Annotated in this window: 9 protein-coding genes; 3 read left to right on the top strand and 6 right to left on the bottom strand. The window is 75.3% G+C overall.

Going from position 1 to position 20,311, the window contains the following annotated elements:
• Positions 1-137: 137 nt before the first annotated feature.
• Positions 138-7,883, bottom strand: a complete 7,746-nt coding sequence (locus AB0910_RS03955; RefSeq protein ID WP_366742907.1) for an SDR family NAD(P)-dependent oxidoreductase — start codon at positions 7,881-7,883, stop codon at positions 138-140.
• 347 nt (positions 7,884-8,230) lie between these two features.
• On the opposite strand from AB0910_RS03955, the gene AB0910_RS03950 reads away from it, so the two are divergent.
• Positions 8,231-9,418, top strand: a complete 1,188-nt coding sequence (locus AB0910_RS03950; RefSeq protein ID WP_366742906.1) for an SDR family oxidoreductase — start codon at positions 8,231-8,233, stop codon at positions 9,416-9,418.
• Here AB0910_RS03950 and AB0910_RS03945 read toward each other — a convergent pair.
• On the bottom strand, positions 9,367-10,575 hold the full coding sequence (locus AB0910_RS03945) for a WS/DGAT domain-containing protein (RefSeq protein ID WP_366742905.1): 1,209 nt from the start codon (positions 10,573-10,575) through the stop codon (positions 9,367-9,369). The two genes, AB0910_RS03950 and AB0910_RS03945, sit on opposite strands and share 52 nt — an antisense overlap.
• A gap of 450 nt (positions 10,576-11,025) precedes the next feature.
• Between AB0910_RS03945 and AB0910_RS03940 the strand changes: the two genes are divergently transcribed.
• Positions 11,026-11,619, top strand: coding sequence for a hypothetical protein (locus AB0910_RS03940; RefSeq protein ID WP_366742904.1), 594 nt, complete (start codon positions 11,026-11,028; stop codon positions 11,617-11,619).
• Here the strand turns inward: AB0910_RS03940 and AB0910_RS03935 are convergent.
• A complete protein-coding gene (locus AB0910_RS03935) occupies positions 11,596-13,776 on the bottom strand; it encodes an MMPL family transporter (RefSeq protein WP_366742903.1) in 2,181 nt (726 codons plus the stop codon). The two genes, AB0910_RS03940 and AB0910_RS03935, sit on opposite strands and share 24 nt — an antisense overlap.
• 325 nt (positions 13,777-14,101) lie before the next feature.
• Between AB0910_RS03935 and AB0910_RS03930 the strand changes: the two genes are divergently transcribed.
• Positions 14,102-15,406: an MFS transporter gene (locus tag AB0910_RS03930; protein WP_366742902.1), complete on the top strand. Its 1,305-nt coding sequence runs from the start codon at positions 14,102-14,104 to the stop codon at positions 15,404-15,406.
• A 129-nt stretch (positions 15,407-15,535) separates the two neighbouring features.
• On the opposite strand, the gene AB0910_RS03925 is transcribed toward AB0910_RS03930, so the two are convergent.
• The 3 genes from AB0910_RS03925 to AB0910_RS03915 form a co-directional block, all read right to left on the bottom strand.
• The gene (locus tag AB0910_RS03925) at positions 15,536-17,275 is read right to left on the bottom strand and encodes a helix-turn-helix transcriptional regulator (protein ID WP_366742901.1); all 1,740 of its coding nucleotides are present in this window, start codon (positions 17,273-17,275) and stop codon (positions 15,536-15,538) included.
• A gap of 421 nt (positions 17,276-17,696) precedes the next feature.
• Positions 17,697-18,953 carry an MFS transporter gene (locus AB0910_RS03920; RefSeq protein ID WP_366742900.1) on the bottom strand — a complete coding sequence of 419 codons (1,257 nt, stop codon included), beginning with the start codon at positions 18,951-18,953 and terminating at the stop codon, positions 17,697-17,699.
• Positions 18,946-20,280 (bottom strand): peptide ligase PGM1-related protein, encoded by a 1,335-nt coding sequence (locus AB0910_RS03915; RefSeq protein WP_366742899.1) that lies wholly within the window; start codon positions 20,278-20,280, stop codon positions 18,946-18,948. The genes AB0910_RS03920 and AB0910_RS03915 overlap by 8 nt, the downstream gene beginning before the upstream one ends.
• Between the last annotated feature and the right edge of the window lie 31 nt (positions 20,281-20,311).

The raw sequence follows: 20,311 nt of genomic DNA, 5'->3' as shown, positions 1-20,311 counted from the left end.
TGGAGTTGGCGCGCGCACTCTCCCGCGAACACCCCTGTCCCCACAAGGCACATTCGCGCCAGCTGCGGGGTGGGGTGCCGTGCCTCGGGGCGCCGGGGGCGGTCGGGCCGCGGGGCTGTCCGGGAAGGCCGGGCTCGTCAGCGGGGGGCGGGGACGGCGGTGGGGTGTTCGCGGGCGGGGGGTGTGGGCTCTGCGGGGGGTGTGGGGGCGGGGAGCGTGAGGGGGGTGGGGGGCTCTGGGGGGTTGGGGGGCGGCGGGGTGGGGTGGTCTCTGGGGGTGGCGAGGCCGAGTCTGAGGTGGACGATGCGGGCGAACTCGGCGATCGTGCCGTTGCTGCGCAGGAGTTCCATGGGCGGGATGTCGAGTTCGTAGCGCTGGTTGAGGGAGACCAGGACCTGCGCCGCCATCAGGGAGTCCATGCCGTACGAGTCGAGCCTGCGGTGCGGGTCGAGGGCGTCGTGCTCCATGTGGAGGGTGTCGGCGAGCAGGCGGGTCAGCTGGTCGACGAGGTAGGCGAGCGCGGACTCCTCGTCCATGCGGGCGAGCATGCGCAGGAGTTCCTCGCGGCTCGCCTCGCCGTCCCTGGCCTGGGGCGGGACCAGGTCGCGCAGGCGCGGTGCGCGCAGCAGCGGGAGGAGGGTGGCGGCGCGGGACCAGTCGGTGCGCGCGACGCCGACCACGCCGGTGGTGTCGGGCCGGTCGGCGCCGAGGAGCAGGGCGCCGTGGCGCAGGGCCGTGTCCGGCGGCAGGGACTCGATGCCGAGGCCGCCGAGCCCTTCGAGCAGGCCGTTGCGTGCGGCGTAGCCGACCTGGTCGATGGCGCCCCAGGCGAGGGTGAGCGCGGGTTCGCCGCGCCGCCTGCGCTGCCTCGCCAGGCCCTCCAGGTAGAGGTTGCCCGCGGTGTACGCGGCCTGGGTGAGGTTGCCGACCATGGCGGTCGTGGACGAGTAGCAGACGAAGAAGTCGAGCGCGCCGCCCCGGGTGAGCGTGTCGAGCACCTGGGCCCCGGCGATCTTGGGCCGCAGGACCGCGGCGAGCCGCTCGGCCGTGAGGTCGGCGAGCGGGGCGTCGTCGAGGACCATCGCCGCGTGCACCACGCCCCGCAGCGGGTGCCCGCTCGCCTCGATGTCGGCGAGCACCTCGCGCATCCGGTCCGCGTCGGCGGCGTCGGCCGCGTACACCGTGGCCCGTACGCCCTCGGCGGCGAGCGCGTCCCGTACGGCGGCCGCCTCGGGGCCCCGGTCGCCGCTGCGCGCGACGAGCGCGAGGCGGCGGGCGCCGCGGGCGGCGAGGGCGCGCGCGGTGGCGGCGCCGAAGCCGCTGGTGCCGCCCGTGACCAGGTAGGTCGCCGCGGGGTCGAGGCGCGGGGCGCGCGGCAGCGGCTCGTACACGCCGGGCTCGTCCAGCGGGTCGAAGGCGATGACGACCTTGCCGAGGTGGCGGGAGTGCCGCATCAGCAGGAACGCGTCGGCGACCCGGGCCGCGGGGAAGACGGTGTGCGGCAGCGGGTGGTATGCGCCGCCCGCGCCGAGGGTGGCGCCGACGTCCGTGAGGAGTTCGCCGAGCAGGCGGGGGTCGCGCAGCACGGTCGTCAGGTCGACGCCGTGGAAGGAGAGGTGCGAGCCGAAGGGGCGCAGCGGCAGCGTCCGGTCCTCGTAGAAGTCCCGCTTGCCGAGTTCGATGAACCGGCCGCCGGACCGCAGGACTTCGAGGCCGCGGGCGAGGGCCTGGCCGGACAGCGAGTTGAGCACGATGTCGACGCCCCGGCCCTCGGTGAGCTCCATGACCCGCACGGTGAAGTCGAGGGAGCGCGAGTCGAGCACGTGCTCGACGCCGAGCGCCCGCAGCAGGTCGCGCTTGGGCTCGCTGCCCGCCGTGGCGATGACGGTGACTCCGTGGGCCCGCGCGTACTGGAGGGCGGCGAGCCCGACCCCGCCGGCGGCGCCGTGCACGAGGATGGTCTCGCCCGCCCGCATCCGCGCGGTGTGGAGCAGGCTGTGGTGGACGGTGCAGAACGCCACGGGCACGCTGGTCGCCTCGGCGAAAGTGACGCCTTCGGGGATGGGCCACATGGTGTCGGCGGGCGTGACGACGCGGGAGGCGAGGGCGCCGGTGAGCAGCCCGACGACCCGGTCGCCGGGCGCGTAGCCCGCCACGCCGGGGCCGCAGGCGGTGACGACGCCCGCGCATTCCAGCCCGAGGTTCTCCTCGCGCGGGCTGCCGGCCAGGGCCTCGGTGGGCAGCAGGCCCACGGTCTGCATGATGTCGCGGTAGTTGAGCGCGGCGGCCCGCACGTCGACCGCGATCTGCCCGGGCCCCGGGGCGGGTTCGGGGATCTCACGCCAGGCGAGGGTGTACGAGAGGCCGGGGTTGTGCACCCGCAGCGCCCGCGGCGGCGCGGCGCCCGGCACCGGCACGGCGGCCGGGAGCGCGCGCTCCCTGGGGACGAAGCGGTCGTGCGCGGTGAGCACGATCTCGTCCTCGCCGCCCTGGTCGCATACGGCCTCGCGGTCGAGGAGTTCGCGCACGAGGCGGTCGGCGTCGGCGGCCGGGTCTGCGCCACGGTGCAGGCTGACGCGGCGGCAGCGCAGGTCGGGCTGCTCGTTGGCGAGGCAGCGCGCCACGCCCCACGCGGCGGCGTCGGCGGGGTGGGTGACCGGGCCCGGGGTGGCCTCGGCACCGTGCGGCCTGGTGACGAGCCACAGCGTGACGTCCTTCGGCGCGCCGAGGTCCCGGTGGGCCGCGGCAGCGGCCCGCAGCACCTGGGCGGCGCGGGTGGCCAGGTCGACGGCCTCGGCGCCGTCGGCGGGCGGGGGCCCGCCGAGCACGAGCACGACGTCCCGCTCCCCCGGCCCCGCGGCGTCCAGCACACGCCGCCACGCAGCGGGGTCGTCCCCCGCGTCCGCGCACGCGGCGTGCACGGCACCGTGCCGTACCAGCGCCGCGGCGAGCGCCGCCGGCAGCGGGTCGTCCGCCGCGTCGCCGTGGACGAGGAACGCGACCGCCGGGGTGGGCGGTTGGGACGCGGGCGCCATCAGCGCGGGCGCGGACGGCGCGGACGGCGCGGGCGCCGTGGCCTCGGAGGCGGGCACCGGCGTGGGCGCGGCGGCCACGGGGACAGGCGCCCGCAGCGCGGGCGCGGGCGTCGGGGCGGTGGGGGTGGCTGCGAGGAAGACGGAGGCCTGGTGGTGGGCGGGGGGTGCGGTGTCGCCCGTCTGTGCGCAGGTGGGGAAGCCGCACCGCTTCAGCAGGGCGGGCCACTGCGCGCGCGGCAGGAGGGGTGAGTCGGGGCGCAGGGCGGTGTCGGTCCTGCGGTGGAAGCTGGCGAGGGCGCCGAAGACGGGCAGCAGTACCTCCGCGTCGTGGCACTCGAAGCCGAGGAGGTGGCCGCCGGGCGCGAGCAGCGAGGCGACGCGGCGCAGCGCCGCTTCCAGGTCGCGCGCGGTGTGCAGCGCGTTGGCCGCGACGACGAGGTCGTAGCCCTGGGCGGTCAGGCCCTGTTCGCCCGGGTCGCGGTCGAGGTCGAAGGTGCCGTAGTCGACGAAGTCGTACGCGCCGAACCTGCCGCGCGCCCGGGTGAGGAACGCCGGGGAGACGTCCGTGTAGTGGTAGCGGGTGCGGTCGGCGGGCAGCAGCGGCAGCAGGGCGGCGGCGGTGCCGCCGGTGCCCGCGCCGACCTCCAGGACGCGCAGCGCCCGGTCGGCCGGCCAGTGCGCGAGGAGTTCGCGCAGCAGGGCCTGGGCGACGCGGTTGTGGAAGCGGGAGAGCGGCGCGGTGTCGTAGTACTGCTCCAGGAGGTGGGCTGCGGGCTCTGCGGTGAGCAGGTCGAGCGCCTCCTCGCGGCCCGTCAGCACGGCCCCCAGGTGGCGGGTGAGATGGGCCGTCAGCGCGATCCTGCCGATGTCGCCCGGGGCCTTGGCGAGCGCGTCGCGCACCGTGGCGCCGTCGTCGGGCCCCTGTTCCGTCAGGCGCAGCCGCCCGCCCGGCACCTCCTCCGCCGCGCCGGCGCGCAGCAGCAGCGGTACGAGGAGCGCGAGCAGCGGCCGGTGCCGCTCGCGCACGCCGTGGGCGACGAGGTCGTCGGCGGTGAAGGCGGCGGCGGGGTCGGGCAGCAGCCGGGCGAGCGCGGCGGCGGTGGCGCGGGCCGTGAGCCTCGCGTAGGCGGGCGCGGCGTCCGGGTAGCGGGCGAGGCGCCAGTCGGCGCGTACGGCGTCGAGCCGGGGCGCGGCGGCGCGGACCGCGGCTGCGGGAGCGGGCAGCGGGGAGGGCGCGCAGGGCAGGCCGGCGTGGGGCGCGGCGCGCACCACGGTGTGGTGGCGGGTGACGGGCGTGGCGCGGGCCATGGGGAACAGCCGCAGCCTGCACTCGGTGAGGCGCGCGGTGACGGTGCCGTCGTCGTCGGCGAGGGTGATGTCCCAGCAGACCTCGCTCTCCGTCGAGCCGCGCTCCTCCACCCACACGACGCCGGTGGGCGAGGGCGTGGACCACACCCGTACGGAGCCGATCGAGGCGGGCAGGTACGCGCCGCGCTCCCGCAGCCGGTCGTACAGGAGGGCGACGCCCGCCTGGAGGGCGCCGTCGAGCAGCGCGGGGTGGACGGTGTACGGGGCGCCGGGTGCGCCGTGGCGGTACGCGGCGACCGCGGTGCCCTCGCCGATGCGGATCTCGTCGAGGAGGCGGAAGGCGGGGCCGTAGACGAGGCCGACGCCCGCGCAGGTGGCGTAGTGCTCGTCGCCGCCGACCCGGGTGGTGCAGCGGGCGCGCAGCGCGCCGGGGTCGAGCGGGGCGGGCCGCGGGTGCAGCAGCGGGCGGACCCGCGCCCTGGCGTGGATGCGGGGCTCGGGGCCGTGCTCGTCGGTGCTTGCGAGGGTGGCGAGGGTGGTGTCGGGGTCGAGGCCGGTGCGCAGCCGCACGGCGGTGGCGTCGGCCCAGGGCACGACGAGGCCGGCGCTCACGTCGAGGTGCGCCAGCTCGACGGGGCAGCCGTGGACGGCGCGGCCCGCGGCGAGCAGCGCCTCCGCGTAGCCGGTCGCGGGCATCACGACGGAGCCGCCGAGCCGGTGGTCGGCGAGCCACGGGACGAGGACGGGCTCGACGGCGCCCTCCCAGCTCGGCACGGTGGTGGGCATCCGCTCGCCGAGCAGCGGGTGCGCGGGGACGCCGTCGCCGCTGGAGTTGGCCCACGAGGCGGGGGTGCCGCACCAGTGCCGCTCGCGCTGCCACGGGTAGGCGGGCAGGTCGGCGACGCGGCCGGGGGCCGGGAAGAGGGCGGCGGGGTCCGCCGCGGCCCCGGCGGCGAGCGCCCCGGCAGCGGCGGCGGCGAGCACGCCGGGGCCGTGCGCGCCGCGCCTGAGGGTGGACAGGACGGCGGTGCGGGCGGCGCGGCCCGCGGTGGCGCGCCTGAGGTAGCCGCGCAGCACCGGGTGCGGGCCGATCTCCAGCAGTACGCCCGCGCCGTCGTGCAGGGCGCGGCGCACCGCGTCGGCGAAGAGGACGGGGCGGCGCACGTTGTGCCACCAGTACGCGGCGTCCAGGTCGGTGCCGCGGGCGCGGGCGCCGGTGACGGTGGAGTAGAACGGCACCTGGACGGGGCCGGGCGCGAGCCCGGCGAGCGCGGCGCGCAGCGGCTCCTCGACGGGGTCCATGCGGCTGCTGTGGAAGGCGTGGTCGAGGCCCAGGTCGCGGAAGAACACGCCCTGCGCGGTGAGCCGTTCGCCGAGTTCCGCGAGGGCGTCCGCGTCGCCCGCGAGCGTCACGTCCTGTGCGCTGTTGACGCCCGCGACCTCCAGCAGGCCGCCGTACGGCGCGAGTTCGTCGGCGGCGCGCTCGGGGCTCAGGGCCGCGGCGGCCATCCTGCCGGTGCCCGCGGTGGCCGCCTGGGCGAGGCTGCGCGCGGCGACGACGCGGGCGGCGTCCGCGAGGGTGAGCGCGCCGCACACGTGGGCGGCGGCCGCCTCGCCGACGCTGTGCCCGACGACCATGGCGGGCGCGATGCCCCGGGCGCGCAGCGAGGCGGCGATGCCCGTCTGCACGGCGAACAGCAGCGGCTGGGCGACCTCGGTCGCGTCGAGCCGCCAGTCGCCGGGCGGCGAGGCGAGGACCTCGGCGACCGACCAGCCGAGCGCGGGCGCGAGGGCGCCGTCCACCTCCTCGATCGCACGCCCGAACTCCCGGTCGGTGGCGAGGAGTCCGGCGCCCATGCCGGCCCACTGGGAGCCGTTGCCCGCGAACACGAACGCGGTCCTGCCGCTGTGCGCCGCGGGCGCGACGGCGCCGGGGGCCGCCTCGGCCGCGGGGCCGGTCGCCCCGCCGGCGGCCGCGTCTGCCGCACCCGGCTCCCCCGCGAGCTCCCGCAGCCCCCGTGCCGTGGCGGCGGGCGTCGTGGCCCAGACGACGGCGCGGTGCTCGTGGCGGCCGCGGCGCAGGAAGGAGGTGTGCGCGAGGTCGTAGAGCTCGCCGGGTTCCGCGCTCTCGAGCCGGGAAGCGGTCGCGCGGGCCGCAGCGGACAGCGCCGTCGCGGTGCGCGCCGACACGAGCAGCGGCACCGGGCCGCGCGGCGGCGCGGTCCTGGCGGGCGCGGGCGGCGCGTCGGCGACGACGGCGTGGGCGTTGGCGCCGCCGAAGCCGAAGGAGTTGACGCCGACGACGGCGCGCGCGCCCGGCTCGGCGGGCTCCACGGGCGCGGCGCGCCCCGCGAGCCTCAGGCCGAGCCCCTCGAAGTCGATGTCGGGGTGCGGCGGGTCGTCGTGCGGGGCGGGCGGCACCATCCGGTGCCTGAGCACCAGCAGCGCCTTGAAGAGTCCCGCCATGCCGGAAGCGGGCTCCAGATGGCCCAGGTTGGTCTTGACGGAGCCGAGGGGCAGGGGGTCGCCGATGCGGCGCACGCCGAGGGCGCGGCCGATGGCGAGCGCCTCGACCGGGTCGCCGACGGGGGTGCCGGTGCCGTGCGCCTCGAAGTAGACCAGCTCGTCGGGGCCGATCCCTGCGCGCTGGTAGACCTCGCGCAGCAGCCGCTCCTGCGCCTCGGGGTTCGGCAGGGCGAGGCCCATGGTCCTGCCGTCGCTGTTGGCGCCGGTCGCGGCGATCAGGCCGTGCACCCGGTCGCCGTCGGCGAGGGCGTCGCTCAGCCGCTTCAGCAGCACCACGCCGCCGCCCTCGGCCCGTACGAAGCCGTCGGCGTGCGCGGAGAACGACGCGCACCTGCCGCGCCGCGACAGCATCGAGGCCTGCGAGAAGCCCACGTAGTGGAACGGGCTCAGCAGCACGTTGACGCCGCCGCACACGGCGGTGCGCGCGGTGCCGTCCGCGAGGGTACGGCAGGCCCGGTCGAGGGCGACGAGCGACGACGAGCAGGCCGTGTCGACGGCCATGCTGGGGCCGCGCAGGTCGAAGGCGTGGGAGAGCCGGTTCGCGGCGATCGACGAGGCGGCGCCCGACATCGTGTACGGGCCGACGGTGCGCAGCGAGGACATCTGGAGCGCGCCGTAGGAGGCGTCGGAGATGCCGACGAAGACGGCGGTGTCGGACCCGGCGAGGTCCGCGGGGTCTACGGCCGCGTCGTCCAGTGCCTCGGCGGTCATCTCCAGCAGCAGCCGGTGCTGCGGGTCCATGTGGGCGGCCTCCTTCGGCGAGATGCCGAAGTAGGCGGCGTCGAAGCCCGCCACGTCGTCGAGGAAGCCGCCGGCCGCGGTGTACGACTTGCCGCGGCGCGGCATGGCCTGGTCGGTGAAGAGCCGCGGGTCGTAGCGGTCTTCCGGCACCTCGCCGACCAGGTCGGCGCCGCGCAGCAGGGCGTCCCAGAGCCCGTCGAGGGTCCGGATGCCGCCGGGGAGCCGGCAGGCGGCCCCCACCACCGCGACCGGCTCGGCCTCGTCCTGACGCATACCGGGACCCCTCTCGTGTCGCCCGCCGGGACCGGCCCGAGCCGCCCCGTGCCTCGGCAGCGACGCACACTGCCACGCGGAGGCCCGCGGGTCCCCGTCGCCGTACACCCGGTTGGCGGTACGGCGGCGAAGTGCACCCTTCGCGGTGACCGGGCGCCCGGCGTCCGCCTTCACCCGTACGGGTCGATCCGGCGGGCCTGGCCCGTGCGGCGGCCAGCGGCCGGGGCGCGCGCGGGCCGCGCGGTCGCCGCGGCGCGCGGCCGCGGTGTGGTGTCCTCGGCTCGCGCCCCGGCACGCGGCCCCCTTTGCCGGGGCGCTCCCCCGCCCTCCGATCCCAGGAGTCCGCCATGGCCGTACTGTTCACCGGCGCGACCGGCTTCCTCGGCAGCCGCGTCCTGCGCGAGCTGCTCGCCGGGCCCCGACCCGCAGAATCGCGGACCACCGGGCCCGCGCCGGAGGACGACAGTCCCGTGACCGTGCTGGGCCGGGGCGCCGAGCCCGCGCTGCGGGCCCGCGTGGAGGCGCTGCTCGACGGGCTCGACGAGGAGGCGGGGGCCGCGACGCCGCGGGAGCGGCTGCGGTACGCGTCGGCGGACCTGACCGCCCCGGGCCTCGGCCTCGACGGGGCGCGGCGCGCCGCGCTCGCCGAGGGGTGCACCGCCGTGTGGCACTGCGCCGCGCACCTCGCGCTGCACGACGACCCGGTGCCGCTGTTCCGGGCGAACGTCCTCGGCACGCGGCGCGTGCTCGACCTGGCGGCCCTGGCTCCCGGCGCCCGGTTCGTGCACCTGAGCACCGCCTATGTGGCGGGCGGCCGCGCCGAGGGCCATGTGCGCGAGAACGACCTCACCGACCGGCACGGGTTCCTGACGCCGTACGAGGAGAGCAAGTACACGGCGGAGCGCGCGGTGCACGCGTGGAGCGCCCGCACCGGCGGGCGCGCCGTGATCCTGCGGCCCTCGCTGCTGGTGTCGGACCGGCAGGTGCGCGGGGCCGGGCGGCAGCGCCAGCCCCTGGCCGTGCTCGCGCTGCTGATCCACGAGGCGCTGCGGCGCAGGGCCGCGGAGGATCCGGCGCTCGCGGCGCTGCTCGACGGCGGCAGCGCCGACGGCAGCGGGCTGCGGGTGCGGGTGCGCGCGGCGGGCGGGGGCGCGCTCAACCTGGTGCCGGTCGACTACGCGGCGCGGGCCGCGGTCCTCGCGGCGGCGGCCTGGCCCGGCCGGGGGCCCGGGGTGCGCACGGTCCACCTGACGCATCCGCGCAACACGCCGCTGGCGGCGGCGGCCGAGGTGCTGGGGCTGCTGTACCCGGGGCTCACCGTCGAGCTGGTGGACGAGGTGCGCGACCCGGATCCTTACGAGGCGCTGTTCGCGCACCACTTGGCGTCGCTGCTGGTGTTCACCGCGCAGCGCAGGACGTACGACAGGACGCACCTGCTGCACGACGCGCCCGGCCTGCCGGAGCCCGCGCCCGTCGACGCGGCCTATCTGGCGGGGGCCATGGGCGGTGCACTCGAACCGCCCGTCGCGGCCTGAGCCGCCGCGGCGGTGAGCAGCCGCGCCTCGGCCGTCCAGGCGGCGGCGAGCGCCTCGGCCTCGGCGCGCGGCCCCGCGACGGTGAATCCGACGCCTGCCGTGCCCTGCGCGGTGGCGAGGACGGCGGAGAACCGGTGGGCCGCGGGCAGGAAGTTGAGCGGCAGCACCCGCAGGACGCGGCGGCCCGCCACGCTCAGCGCGTCCGCGGGGCCGCGCACGTTGCTCGCGAGCAGGTCGGCGCGGCCCGCGCCGAAGTACCGCTCGACGAAGAGGCCGCCGGCCGCGGCGGGCAGCGCGCGGTAGACGGCACCCACGAGGGGGTGGCCGAGCGCGCGCACGCCGCGGCGGGTCCGCGCGGCGACCAGGGCGAGTCGGCGCGCCGGGTCGGGCTCGGTGACGGGCAGGTCGAGCCTGAGCGGGATGTGCCGGTTGTGCAGCACGGCGGCGTCGGCGGCGCCCCGCAGGTTCACCGGGACGAGGGCACGCACCGCGCGGCCCGCGGCGCCCGGCAGGGGGCGGGCGCGCAGCGCCCCCGCGAGGGCGGCGAGGTACACGTCGTTGACGCTCGCGCCGTGCGCGCGTCCCGCGTCCCGCAGCGCGTCGAGCGGCACGGCGGCGCAGGCGTACGAGAGGGCGGTGGGGGCGGGCGGCGCCCCCGGCAGGCCGCGGCCGAGCAGCGGCCGCGCGCACAGCCAGGCGGCCCGCAGCGGATCGGCGAGCGCGGCGCCGCGTTGCGCGGCGCGGGGCGCGGCGGCGGTGGCGCGGGCCGGGACGCCGGCCCAGGCGGCGAGCGCGCCGGCGACGCCCGCGCCGTCGAGCAGCCGGTGGTCGGCGCGCCACGCCAGCGCGAAGGTGCCGCCCGGCAGCCCGGTGACCTGGGCGCAGGTCCAGCGGCGCGGCCCGAGCGCCCGCCCCACCAGGTCGGCTGCGACATCCGGCAGGCCGCGCCCTGCCGCGTCGGCGGGCTCCTCGACGCATCCGAGGGGGTCGCCGGTGCCGAGCAGCGCGGCCACGGGCAGGAGCGAGGCGGCCACATCGGCGCGGGACGGCGGGGGCCCCGCGAGTTCGAGCACCGCGCCGATACCGAGGCCGGTGCCCGGGTGTGCGGCCCCGTACGCGTCGAGCGCGGCGTCGGGAAACCCCGGCGTGCCTGCCATGTCGTGCCTCCCCGTCTCTTCGTCCCGCGTCCCGCGTCCTTCGTCCCGCACCCTGCGACCCTGCGTCCCGCACCCTGCGTCCTGCGTCCCGCGTCCCGCGTTCGGACGCCGCGCGGGGCGCGCCGTGCGCCGGGCCGGCCGCCGGGTCAACGCGCGCCGCGCGGGCCGGGTTACGGGAGCGGCGTGGCGGCCCGCGGCAGCGGGACCGGCGACGGGCCGCCCCGTACGGGCGGGCGCCACCGGCAGGCCGGGCCCCCGCCTTCAGAACTGCCGACAGGTCTGCCGGTCAGCGGTTCTGACGGGGCTTCACGACAACGGGTGCACCTGCGTGACCGAGCGGGTGAACCTGCCGTTCGGGCGGCCTGCCCAGGGCGGCCGGGCCCCCATCATCGGAGGGCATCGTCGGACCCGGCCCGCGCGCCGCGCGGCCTGAACTGGGAGAAGAACGTGATGCCAGCGAACGGGCGCACCCGCGCCCTCGTCCACACCACGGCCCTGGGGCTGCTCGCGGCCTCGGCCGCAGCGGTGGCCCTGCTCGGCCAGCAGCCGCCCGCGCGGGCCGCCGCCGAGGCGCCCGTCGTGCCGGTGCCGCTCACCTGCAAGGGCAAGGCGACCGTGGAGCCCGCCGACGCCGCGCGCGTCCTCGAACGCGACCAGAGCGGCACGGCGGACTACCGGGCCACCGTCACCGGCGACTGCACGGGCTCGGCCGTGGTCTCCCGCGTCGACGTCACCCTCCAGGGGACCGCGGACGGCACCTGCGCCGGCGCCCTCGGCACGGGCACGGGCACCGCGCAGTGGATCGGCCCCACCGGCGAGCAGGTCGGCACCAGCTCGGCGACGGGCAGGCTCCGCTTCACCAACGACGCCGAAGGCAACGTGGCGTTCGCCGCGGAGGACGTGCAGATCACCAAGGGCCTGTTCGCGGGCTCTGTGGGCGTGCAGATCACCGTGGACGACCCGGGCATCGGCAAGGACTGCTGGACGGCGGGCCGGCTCGCGGGCGGCACGGGCAACGGCTCAGCGCGGCTGACGTTCGGCTGACGCGCCCTCGGCGGGGGCCGGGAGCCGCACCGCGGGCGCCGCTCCCGGCTTCCCCTGCGCGCCGCGCCCCGACCCCGGCCACCACCAGTTGGCCGCGCCGAGCAGCCGCATCACGGCGGGCAGGAGCACGGCCCGTACGAGGACCGCGTCGATCAGCACGGCGAGGAACACGCCGACGCAGATCTCCTTCACCATCACGACGCCGCTGGTGGCGAAGCAGGCGGTGACGAGCAGCACGGCGGCCGCCGCGGCGGTGACGACCCGGCCCGAGCGCTCCAGGCCCACGGCCACCGACTCCCGGTCGTCCCCGAGCAGCCGGTACTGCTCGCGGATGCGCAGCAGCAGGAACAGCTCGTAGTCCATGGACACGGCGATGAGCAGGAACAGCATCACGACGGGCGCCAGGGCGTCCACGTAGCCGGTGGGCTCGGCGCCCAGCAGGCGGCTCGCGTGGCCGTCCTGGAAGATCCAGGTCAGGGCGCCGAAGGAGGCGCAGATGGAGAGCGCGTTCATGGCGAGCGCCTTGAGCGGCAGCACCAGCGAGCGCAGCGCGGCCGTCAGCAGCAGCAGGGTGGTGGCCGCCATGAAGGCGAGCACCCCGGGCAGCAGCCGGAAGAACGTGTCCATGGTGTCGACGGCGAGGGCCGATGCGCCGCCGACGAGGACGCCGCGCCCGCCGGGCACGGGCAGCGCGCGCACGGACCGTACGAGGCGCTTGGCCGAGTCGCTCTCCACGCCCTCGCTCTGCCCGACGTAGACGACGGCCCTGGTGTCCTCGGTGCCGGCGACCAGCACGCCGCGCGCGCCGGGCAGTTCTGACAGTCCGCGGGTCCACGCCAGCAGGTCGGCGCGGCCTGCTCCCGTGTCGACGGGGCGGTCGAAGGTGGCGATGGCCTGGAGGGTGCCGAGGCCGGAGACGGCGAAGTCGCGCCGCATGTCGTCGGCGGCGACCCGCGCGGGCGCGCCAGGGGGCAGCATCCGCTGGTCGGGGAAGCCGATGACGGTGTGCAGGAACGGCACGGCGAGCGCGAGCAGCAGCGCGGAGACGGCGAGGACATAGGCGACGGGCCGCTCCATGACGGTGCGCGCCACCCGCCCCCACAGCACGCCGTCGCCGCCGGTGTTCCTGCGCCGCAGCCACGCAGGGGAGAGCGCGTCGACCCGGGTGCCGAGCAGGGAGAGCAGGGCGGGCAGCACGGTCACCGTGACCAGCGCGCCCACCAGCAGCCCGACGGCGGCGCCGATGCCGAGGGCGCGCACGAAGCCGAGCGGGAAGAAGGCGAGGCCCACGGCGATGAAGGTCATGACGACGCCGGAGAGCGCGACCGTGCGCCCGGCCGTGTCGACGGTGACGGCGACCGCCTTTGCCGGGGTGCGCCCGGCGCGCAGCTCCTCGCGGAACCTGCTGACGATGAGCAGCCCCGCGTCGACGCCGGCGGCGAGCCCGATGGCGACGACCAGATTCACCGTCACGTAGGGCACTTCGACGAAGCCGGCGACCGCGCGCAGCGCGGCGAGGGCCGCGCCGGTCGCCAGCACGCCGGTCACCACGGGCAGCAGCGCGGCGACGACCCCGCGGAAGACGAAGACCATCAGCAGGATCATCAGCGGCAGGGCGAGCACCTCGGTGCGCACCAGGTCGTGCTGGGAGCGTTGGACGATCTCCGAGATGACGGCGCTCGGCCCGGTCCAGGAGACCGTGAGGCCCCGCGGGTGCAGCGCGTCGCGCAGGGCGAGATAGCTGCGGGTGCGGCCGGTCTCGCCGTCGCCGCGCAGCAGGACCGGCACGACGGTGGCGTGCTGGTCGAGGGAGACGAGCAGCGGGTCCGAGGTGGCCCAGGCGGTGGTGGCGCGGTCGACGGTGCCGGGGGGCGCGTGGCGCAGGGCGTCGTCGACCGCGGCGCGGAAGCGCGGGTCGGCCGCGGTCAGCCGGGTGCTGCGGAAGGTGGCGAGGACGTCGGCGCCGCCCTCACCCACCTCGGTCCTGATCGCGTCGGCCGCGCGGCTCGCCTCGGCCGCCGGTGCCATGAAGCCGCCGTAGCTGAGCCGCGCGGGCAGGCCCGCGCAGGCCCAGCAGGAGACGAGGAGGACGGCGAGCGCGCCGGCGAGCACCCAGCCCCTGCGCGCCGCGTCGAAACGTCCAAGCCGGTCGAACACGCCGCTCTCCTCCGCTCCGTGCGCCCGCCCCCGTGGCGGGAGCGGACCGCGGAACGCCCAACGAAGGCGGGGCCGGTACGTCACCGGCGCGTCAGCACGGCGTACGGGCAGGGCCGGGCGTCACTGCGGCGTGTTGACGCGGCGCGGCACCCGGCCGGCGCGGCGGAGCGTCCGGCGCGTCAGCCCCGCGCCGACCTCGGGGAACGCGGCCCCGACGCACCCTTGCGAGCGGCGCAATGGTATGACTATTGTCCGCGAGGCGGTCGCTCTTGCGGAAGTCTCGCAAGAGAGGCCCCGAAGGCACCGGCGCCGGAGAGGGGATGGCATGCCACGGTCCGAGGCGGCTCAGGCCCGGGGCGGCGGCCCCCTCTCCCGCGAGGCGGTCTTCTCCACCTATCTGCCCGCGTTCGTGCTCTCGCTCGGCACGGGCATCGCGGTGCCCGCGGTGCCGACGCTCGCCAAGTCCTTCCATGTCGGCTTCGGTTCCGCGAGCGGCGTGGTCACCGCGTTCGTCCTCGGCAACCTCGCGGGCACCGTCCCCTCCGGCTGGCTCATCGACCGCTTCGGGCGGCGCGCCGTGCTGCTCGGCGGCCCCGTGCTCACCGCGCTGATGGCGTTCGCCGTGGTGTTCACCCACTCGTTCCCGATCCTGCTCGCCCTGCGGTTCTTCGACGGCGTGGCCGCGCAGATGTGGCTGATGGCACGGCTCGCCGCCATCTCGCACGGCGCCGCGGCCAACCGCCGCGGCCGCGAGGTCAGTTGGCTGTTCGGGATGAACAACTCGGGCAAGCTGGCGGGCCCCCTGGTCGGCGGCTTCCTCGCGAGCGGCGGCGGCCCGCGGGCCCCGTTCGTCGTCTACGGCGTGCTGGCGCTCGCCGCCCTCGTCCCCGCCTACCTCTTCGCGGAGGACACTCCGCGCCGCGAACAGGCCGCCGCCGCACGGCGCTCCGGCGGGCAGCGCACGGGCGGGCGGCTCGCGGCGCTGCGCCGGATCGTGCTGCCCCGGCTCGTGTACTTCGGCGTCGCCCTGTTCGCGGGGCTCACCCGCGGTCCCGTGCAGGCCGACCTCCTCCACCTGTACGCGGCGTTCGCCTACCGCCTCGGCCCCGCCCAGATCGGCTACCTGTCGACGGCGGCCGCCGCGATCACCCTGCCCATCGGCTTCGTGAGCGGCTGGCTGATGGACCGCTACGGCCGCAAGCGCACCATGGTGCCCGGCTTCACCGGGGTGGCGCTCGCCATGTGCGCGCTCGCCGCTTCCGCCTTCTTCCACCTGTCGCTGCTCTGGTACGTGGTCCTCTTCCTGGTCGGCGTGGCGGCGCAGGCGCTGACCGGCGGGTCCATCCAGACGGTCGGCGCCGACGTGGCGCCCGCGGAGGGCCGCGGGATGTTCCTCGGCCTGTGGCGCTTCACCGGGCAGGGCGGCCAGACGCTGAGCCCGGTCCTCTTCGCCCTGCTGGCCGCCCAGGTCGGCTACACCTCGTCGTTCCTCTTCACCGCCGTGTCGGCCGCGGTGGTGGCGTTCCTGCTGATCCGCTACGTGCCGGAGACTCGCGCCGCCCCTCCGAAGGGCCCCGCGCCCGCGGCTCCCCCCGCGGGTGCCCGCGGCACGGCCGCCGAGGCGGAGTGAGGCAGGACCGGCATCCCGCGGCACTCTGCCGTCGGCCCGGAACGACATGTCACGAGCCCGGGCGGCGCGGAGCCGCCAGGTGTTCCCCTGACGTATCCAGCGCGTCGAGTCCGACACATCCCATATCCCTCATCCAGCCGCCGTCGAGCACAAGCCCAGGGAACAGGCCGTGGCCTCACGGCCTTCGCCGCTGCCGTCGCCAGACCGATCCGTGACGCCACGCGCTGAAGCACCGCGGGTCAAGTGCCGTTCAGGGGGGTGCGCCGCCCAGGTGTGCACGCGGCCCGCGAGTTCAACCCGAGAACTCAGTCCCAGTTTGCGGAAGATGTTACGCAGATGAAAGTTCACGGTGTGCTGGGACCGGCCGGTCCTCAGGGCGACTTGCCGATTGGTGAGTCCCTTGCCGACGAGGTGGGCGACCTCACGTTCGGCATCGCTGAGCGCTACCGCGTCATCAGCTTGAGGACCGGAGCCCGACAAGCCGTCCCCCGGGCCGTGGCCGGATGCAGGGACGGCGGAATCATTGAGGACGGAGGCCAGATCCTCGGCAGCGGTGAGCCGGGCCTGGTGATGCCGGTGCCCGGAGGCCGCCCTCACGAGTCCGTCGGCGTCCCGGTGCAACAGGCTGTTCGCGTGCAGTGCGGCGACCGCCAGCGTAGGCATGCCGGGGTTGTCGTCCGCCAGTCGCTGGGCGGTCTCGACGGCTGTGACCGCCCAGGCGCGGTCCCCCGCGCGCAGAGCGATTCTGACGAACCAGGCGGCGGCTTCCGGCTGTCGGACGAACAATGCCGAACGACCGGTGTTGGAGCCGTAGTCGGTGACCATGCGCCTCAACGCCGCCGCCGGCCCCTGCCAGGCCGCGGACACCTGGATCTCGGTCCAGGCATAGCCGATGGACGGCAGGTACACGTGGGCCTGCGCGAGGACATCGCGGCAACGGGCCACCAGAGAAGCCGCTTCCTCAGCGTCGCCCGACCATAGGGCGAGCTGTCCGAGGAGGGCAAGCAGCAGCGGCACGAACAGCCGAGCGCCCACGCCCACGGCGGCAAGCAGCGCCTGTTGCGCCTCGTCGCGGGCCTCCGTCAGGCGACCGCGATGACTCAGCAGGCGGGCGTTCTGGTACTTCATAGCGATGGCCACGCCCGCGCCCTCGGTACGCGTACCGTCCTTCCCCGCCATCGCCCTCCGCGCCATGCGCAGGGCATCCTCCGTCTCCTCGTACGCTCCGCAGTCGGTGAGGCGGTCGGCGAGTACCAGATGAAGGTAGGGACGCCACAGAGGCGAGGGAAGGGCGTGTGCCCCTTTTGCGGCGTCCCGGGCCAGCGTGAGACCGTCGGACAACCGCCCCTCGGACAGCACGGCCTCGGACAGCACGGCTGCGGCTGCTAACAACTCGGCGTCGATCCGTCCGCCGCCCGCGAGGAGCAGTGTCTCGGCATAGCGTCGGCCTTCAGCGGTATCGATGAAGTACCGGCCGAACGTCCGGCTGGCGGCCGTGGCGGCGGAGACGGAGTCGGGAACTGCACCCGAGGCGGCGACAACGTCCTCGGCGACTCTCAGCGCCTCGGGTGCCGAGCCCCCGACGATGCGGGACTCCACCGCCAGGCACCGAAGCCTGGCCGTGAGCTCGCCCGGCAATCCGAGCTGCAGCGCGACATCGGCGATCTCCGAGGCCCGCTCAACCGAGCCGGACACTCCCATGGCCCGCACCAGCTGTACCGGATCGGCCATCATGCCCCGCAGCAGCGCGGCTATCTCGTCGATGTGGTTCCCGGTCGCGAAGTCGCGGATGGAGCGCTGCAGGACATGCTCGGGCTGCCGATCCCGTCTTCTGTCCGGCAGAGGTGGAACGAGACTGGGCGAGGACAAGGAGCACCGCCTTCATGTGGCCGCGGCCGCGGGGGAGGTGCCGCGGAATGCTTCACACGGCCCGATCTCCCCCGACAGGTCGGGAATTCCGGGGGTCAGTCACTGTACCGTCCGGGAATTATGAAGGGCGCATGAAATACGCATATGGGGGCTCATACGCCTTGCGATTGTGACCTATGTCAAACATGCGGTCCACAGGTTTACACCGGCACCTTGTCGCGGTGGCGCATCCGCGCGACGTGAATGTCGGGCGCCGGCCACCGCTTTCCCGGCGATCGAGGACGGTCTACGGAACCGGACCTTCCCATACCGATGATTCAACAAGGACGTTGAAGAATAAGGCGCATCCGGAGCCTGGCGTAGCGGTGAACTCCACGGATCCACCGGTCCGGCTTGGCGGACTCCCCTTTTTGCGGTCAGCTCACAAAGTCGTCCTTTTTTCCTTCTTTTTCCCTTCTTTTTTCCTTCTTTCGACGAGGGCGCTGACGAAGGTGAGGAGCAACGTCAGAACCGTGCCACTCACGATGGCCGCGGGTGGAGACGTGTTGGCCAGCACGAGTGCGGCGATCGAGGCGGTCATGCTGTAACCAACTCCCTGTACCGCGTACATGACCGAATACCCCGTCGCGAGCATGTCCGGGGGCACCCACGAGCGCAGGGAGAGGTTGCGGGTGACCATGACCCCGGATTTGAAGGCGCCGGCCAGTACCAGGCCGACCGCGATGCCGCCGAGTCCCGGCAGCACGACGATCATCCCCACGAAGACGGCCATGACCACAAGGAGTACGAGACTCTGGCGGCGGGAGTCACCCGGCCAGGCCCGCGCTCCGTAGAGGAGCCCGCCCGCCACGCTTGAGGCGGAGAACACCGTCAGCAGCGGTCCCGACCAGCCGACGGGCAGGCCCCGGTACTGAAGCAGCGCGGGCAGCACGAGCTCGGCCGTGGCCAACAGGGCCATAGCGGCGGCGCTGGTCAGATAGATCGGCCATCCGACGGCGAGGGCCCTCACCAGCGACGGCTTTGGGCCCTCGGACACCTGTGCCTCGTCCCGCGGTACTCGGCCGATGGGCAGGAGACGCACCCCGACGGCCGCGAGGACGGCGCAGGCTGCGGCCAGGCCCAGTGGAGCGCCGGCGGCACCACCGAGCGCCAGGAAAGCCACCAAGGCCGGCGCCACCGCCCAGATGCCCTGGGTGAGGGTGGTCTCCACGCTCAGAGCCCGTGTGACGTCCTCCTTCGGCACGATCTCCACCAACGCCGCCCGCAAACTGCCAGAGTTGGCCGCCGGCGCCGCACCGGCGACGAACGCCAGCACGGTGGGCAGCGCCGCGGGTGCCGAGGCGCAGAAGGCGAGGCCGGCGAAGGCGGCAGCGCCGACCGCCAGCCCGATGGCGAGCTGCACCCGCTGACGACCGCCTCGCAAACGGGCGCCGAGCACGGGCGCGCCGACAACCTCCCCGACCACGTAGGCCCCGCCGAGGAACGCGCCCAGGGTGTAGCCCCCGGGGGACTCGCGGACCAGGAACACCAAGGCCAGCGGAGCCATGGCCACCGGCAGCTTCGCCAGCAGTGACACCAAGAGCCACCGACGGACCGCGGGCGTCGACAGCAGCGCGCGGTACCCGCTTGGCTCCGCGGCCGTGTCCTGTGCGTCCGTCGGGGCGGTGCTGTCAGGCATCCGTACCCTCGAAAAGGGAGTCCATTTCGTTCTCCACCGCTCGCGCCGCCGCGAGGTCCGGCGCGATCAGGCAGTAACCACCGTGGCCCCCGGAGCGGCCATTGTCGTGAACAGTGATCACCACACCGGTGCGGGCCTCGCGATCGTAGGCGAGGGAGGCGGCATTGAGCTTCTCCAGCGTGGTGCGGAAGTCCGGAAACACGGCCCGGCGCCTTTCGATGACAATCCGGTCTTTGGGGCAGCCGTCCCCCAGCAGGTCCTCACCGATCCGGTGGATGTGGGCTGACCCGACAACCCGGCCGTTGACCTCGTTGACCAGGATCCTTTCCTCCGGCGTGATGATGGCGTCCACACTGATTCCCCCGCGGTAGCCCATCACGCGGAGGGTCTCGCACAATCGGCGGGAGTCGTTCAGGAAGGACTCGAAGCGCGGTAGCCGCTGGGAGGGCGCGGGGACGATGAGCCCGTTGATCACGGGCTTCATCCGCATCTCCCCGTGGCCGACGAGGTGAACTCCCTCGTCGGCGATGAGCAGCTCAGCGTAGATCGCCGGTGCCTCCGGAGTGTAGTGCTCGATGACGACCCGGCTTCGGCCGTCGCCGCTGTATCGCGGCCAGCGGTCCGCCAGGTGCGTGGCGAGCGCGGCATGGTCGGCGATCAACTCGGTGCCGTTCGCGCCGATCGGGCGGACTCCCGGAACCGGGCTGAGGATTTCGTTGCCGATCCCGCCTACATGGAAATCCTGCTTGACGATGCACGGTTGTCCGGCGCCCAGCGCTTCCCGGAGAAAGTCCTCGGCGTCGTCCCGGCTGTCCGTGACGGTACCGTAAGGGATCGCGATGCCATGGCCGACGGCCAGCGCCCGGAAGGTCGCCTTGCTGTTGAGGAGCGTGGTGCCGCCCTGCGCGGCGAACGCGAACCCCGGTGTGTGCTGGTCGAGTCCGAGGGCCTGGCCCAACGTGACACTGATCCTGTCGAAGTGGAAGGGGAGGATGGTACGGACCCCTCGCTCCTCGACGGCCTTGCGCAGCCGGGAGACGAACTCCGCCCCCAGCAGCCGGTCGCGGGAGAGCACATCCGTCCCCAGCCGACCCACCGGCGGGACGACGACAGTCCACCCGGAAGGGTCAAGACCCTTCAGTCCGGCTATGTAGGCGAGGAACTCGGGATCCGGCTCCACCGGCAGCACCAGGACATCGCCCGGCTCCGCGAGCCAGATCATCCGCTGTGCTTGACCAGCCACGTATCGACGGTAATCGGGCGTCAGGCTGGCCAGGTCACCGATCAGCTCGTCAGTGCGCTGATTGCTGACTATCAACTTCGGCATCTCAGGTCCTCCTCTTCTGGACGCGTACGGG

This window comes from Streptomyces sp. NPDC047002 (assembly GCF_040704505.1).
Classification (GTDB): Bacteria; Actinomycetota; Actinomycetes; order Streptomycetales; family Streptomycetaceae; genus Streptomyces.
Note: the sequence above shows the minus strand (reverse complement) of the source record. Positions and strands in the feature narration are given on the sequence as shown.